Origin of the sequence: Alteromonas sp. PRIM-21, assembly GCF_027563165.1 — a bacterium.
Lineage (GTDB): Bacteria > Pseudomonadota > Gammaproteobacteria > Enterobacterales > Alteromonadaceae > Alteromonas > Alteromonas macleodii_A.
On sequence record NZ_JADOEK010000028.1, the window covers coordinates 1 to 4,411 of the forward strand.

2 protein-coding genes are annotated in these 4,411 nt (G+C 37.4%); both read left to right on the plus strand.

Going from position 1 to position 4,411, the window contains the following annotated elements; translation table 11 throughout:
- Nucleotides 1-494: 494 nt before the first annotated feature.
- Entirely contained in the window at nucleotides 495-3,077 is a 2,583-nt protein-coding gene (gene dgt, locus IW644_RS19790) for a dGTP triphosphohydrolase (protein ID WP_269919039.1), read from the plus strand.
- 611 nt (nucleotides 3,078-3,688) lie between these two features.
- A complete protein-coding gene (locus tag IW644_RS19795; RefSeq protein WP_269919040.1) occupies nucleotides 3,689-4,006 on the plus strand; it encodes a hypothetical protein in 318 nt (105 codons plus the stop codon).
- Nucleotides 4,007-4,411: the final 405 nt, after the last annotated feature.

Sequence of the window (4,411 nt, forward strand, 5' to 3'; positions counted from 1 at the left end):
AATTGATAGGGCATCAGAAGATATTTAAGGAAATTCAAGAGGTTCGAGTTTTAAAGCCATTGCTATTGATAAAATAAAAATGGTTATGTGTTCTTATAGTCTGACATAATTGATGCTGAAGAAATAGTTGAGTTACTAGTATGCTCTGGGTTGACTGCTTCACAGCTAGCCACGGTTGCACTTAAGCTTGTTTCTGGCTGGAAAAAACTTCATAAAAAAAGGTGAAACTATCACCGGAACAATTTATCGTGTCAAAAGATCACAGGAATGGTTTCGACACGCTTTAGTCACTTTTAAATGAATCTGAAATTAAGAAATCTACAGTAATACAATGTCTCAATGAACTTAAAAAATTCATTTAATTAGGAGCTTAAGGTAGTTGTAGAGACCTACAGGCGACTGTCTGCGCCGTTTCAAATAAATGTTTTGTATAGAAGAACTTGCAACACCTAGCACACTAGACACGTTATAGCTAATTAAAGATAAGGACAAACATGGATATGGACAGTAGTTACCAAAATAAGTTGAAAGCAAAAGTTAAGGCGCTCTTATCAAGTGGTATCACAGACTTTTCAGAAATAGTGAAAAGAAGTGACGGGGCTGATCCATTGCTCATCGAAAGTATTTTTGAGGATATCAAGAATACGGTAGACAACCCACCAGAAAAAACTGGGCTTGAAGTTGATAGCACAAAATATTTACAAGAGGCCTATAAAGAAAAGTTTTTCCATAGACTACCAGCTGCCAACCCTTTACATTTTCAATGGTGGTTCACTCTTTCTTCACAGGAAACGATAGCTACAAAAATACTGGAACTAGGAGTTAATAAAGTAGCTGTACTTGGTGCTCCAACAATTGCTTCTGTTTTAGCGAGTAGAAACCAGCCTGTGACTCTTTTAGATATAGACAAAGATGTCATTGAGCTATTCAGAAAAACTTTCTGTGGGGCATACCCAGACTTAAAAGAAAGCTTTAGTGCATTTGAATATGACGCAGCATTAGAACTACCTCAAGACTTAACTGGTTTTGGGGCAGTTTTCCTCGACCCACCATGGTACGAAGAACATCTATATCGGTTTATTAATAGGAGCATTGAACTTTGTGGCAAAGGTGGAATCGTTTTCTGCGCTATTCCTAAGGAACTTACTAGAGAAACTGCCTCTCAAGAACGGGAAAGGCTGTTAAAGAGTTTGTTCGAAAAAGGACACAAAATTCTCTCATTAGAAAGTTCGGCTTGTAAGTACATAATTCCAAAATTCGAAGAAAATGTTTTAAAAGACAAACTAAAGAACAATGTGAATTTACCATGGAGGAGTGGTGATTTGTTGATCTTCGAGAGTAGCGGTGAAAAAATTTATGAGAATCAAGTATTAAAAAGTTGTGCAGTCAAGGCTTTTTCCTATAAAAATCAAGAGACTATATTTAGGGTGTTTATCTCCGATGAATCAATAGACCACGGAATCGTGATTGATGAAATTGAAGGTTTTAGTAGAACCTTTAGTAGACAAGTCAAGCATGAGCCTTTTAATCTATGGACTTCCGAAAAAAAAGCATTTGCCGTTGAAGATATTCAATTGATGGAAGGCATACTTGCAAATTGGTCAGCTGGTAAAAACATACTTGAAACATCACAGATAATAGCGTCTCAGCGAAATGAAAAAGTAAAAATTATCAGCAAAAAGGTGCAGTCTATTTCTGACATAACTGGTATTTGGAACTATCAAGAGGGTTTTAGAAAGACACCAGCCAAATTATTCAACGAGTTAAAAGATAAATTAAGTGATTTTGCAACTCAAGAGGCTACGAGGCCTGACAAAATGAAGTCTGATGGCTATAGGATTGAATTTCAAAGAGACCGAGATAGAGTAATCTGGTCTTCCGGTTTTAAGAAACTATCAGACAAGACTCAATTGTTTCCAGTTGACGAAAATTCTCAACTAAGACAACGGCTTGCACATAGTATAGAAGTGATGCAATTGGCGAGGACAATTGGCGATTCCTTTGGTTTAGACGCCAACCTAATTGAAGCTGGTGCTTTGGCTCATGATATCGGACACACTCCTTTCGGGCATGCAGGCGAGACCGCATTGGATTGCTTAATGCGAACATTAGGCTTTGAATGCGGTTTTAATCATTATGAACATGGTGTTGATGTGGTTTGGTACTTAGAGGGGGCATATCAAAATAGTTCATATTCAAATTCGACAGGTCTTAACTTAACCAAGGAAGTTTGCGAGAGCATATTCAAACATACATTTTGTCATAGTGGACACGGAATGAGTTTCGAAAACGTCTACAAAAACAGCAAATACAATGGAGAAGAAGGCAGTGTCGATATACATATCTGTAATGAGCATTGTCATCTAGAAGGCCAAGCAATTAGAGCCGCAGACAAAATATCTTACTTAATTTCTGATATTGAAGACGGCATTGCACTGGGAATACTTAAATTAGAGCATTTGTTATCTTGCAAAATGTTTCATCGCCCACCAATTGACTTAAGAGAAGATGTTCGAAACTCCTCCTTGCTCTCTATGTTTATTCAGCAACGACCCTCGATAATTCGTCTTTTAATGGAAGATGTTATCTCCGAAACCTCTAAAAGACTTTTCAGACTCAAAAATACAACAGATAAGTGTGTCCGAAGTGCAGGTGATTATGTCGTATGCCATAGTCAGCTAATACAAGATGATATGAATGAAATTTGGGAGAAACTTCAAGCGGGACTTCTTCACTCAAATACAAGAGTTCTCTCATCGAATATGAGGGCAGCCAAAAAAGTTACCGAATTGACTTTATTGCTTGCTTTGTTTCCTGAGCATATAGATGAATACTTTCGAACTGAATATATTAAGGTTAGAGGTTCAAAGTATATGAGATTCTATGAACATAAACATAAAAATCAGATCATTAATAAAAAGTGGTTAGGGTTTCTACCATTAGATAGGATGATTGGGAGTTCAGATAGGATAACAAAAGCAACCCCTACAGCCGACATAATACAAGCGAAAGACTATGTTGCAAGCTTAACAGACTCTAAAATTGATAGTTTACACAAAGAACTCATAAGCGACTAAATTATGGCTAGTATGGAGCATTTAGAATGAATGGAGTTGTAGTTGTAAGTTGCCCAGAAATTATGAAAAACAGACTTTCTCCCTATGTTTGATTTTCGACCATTTTTCAGTTCCAAACGTCAATTACGTAATGGCTAAAATTGAAGAGAGTTCTTTATTCATGCAGATAATAAAAAAAACAATTTGCTCTTTTTCAATTTGTCAGCACTGATGTGACATGCCAGTGACAAAAGATAGATGAGTAGTATGGTCAGATAGCCGCGAATATCCAAAAACGGGTACGAAGGATAGGGTTCAAATTGAGTGGTCAGGTGTATTACGAATACCGCAAATATTACATCTCCAATGTTCCGTAAAAGTGTACTCAACGCACATAACAGCTTAATGAATAGCCTTTGTCTAGATTGCACGAAGCATCCTTTTATTGTAATCGATTTCTTTATATTCTCTGGGTGTCGGTAAAGGAGAGACATATGAATAGTTCTAACAACAAGCTGAATAAACAAACCTCTAGACACTAGGTTGTTCACGCCTGCAATATTTCTAGTCCTGGTCAGGTTTCAAAAGAGTTGGATTTACCATCATCTCCCATATCTGAGTTGAGAAAGGGAATGAGGCAACTCACGGTGGAGCAGGCCGAAATCCTTAAAATGAATTACGGAATTCCATCGAGTACCGAATGCTATTGGATGGAAGCTGAAATCACGTCTTTGGAGGCTCTAGATAAGGACTTTATTGATAATGGGTTAAAGCAAAACTTTATTAGGCTTGTAACTGTAATTGGTGGTGACGAATCCATCGATTTGATGTTGGAAGATGTATGCTTAGATAGGAAGCGCATAAAAGAATTCGTCGATTTGTCTTTGACTGATAAAGCGAACAAGCACAATGGTATATCGCAAAAAAATAAGCGATTGGAACGAGTTTAAAAATTAACGCTTTTTATTAAGCTATTGCCTAATAAGACTCTTAAAAATTGGTGTGCCACTGCCAACCGTATATTAGAGGAGTCGCCAAATAATCAGGATTTCAAACTTTTCGAAGATTTGTTGTACAACAAAGACATATTTTCTGCACAAATGGTTGATGGGCGAATGCAGTGGGATTTTCCAACAGCTGACTTTACTACGTTACCCCGAATCTTTAGTAGCATTGAAGAAGGGTTTCAAGTTTCGCTATTTAAGCCTTCGTCAAGGCCAACTGAAGCTGTCCACTTCCCCTTTAGTGAGACAGTACTAAATTAGAGTTTTCTAGTTTTGCTCGGTAAGCTGCCGGAGGCAGGTTACCCAGACTTTCATGTGTTCTTTCTTCGTTATAATCCAGTCGCCAGAACC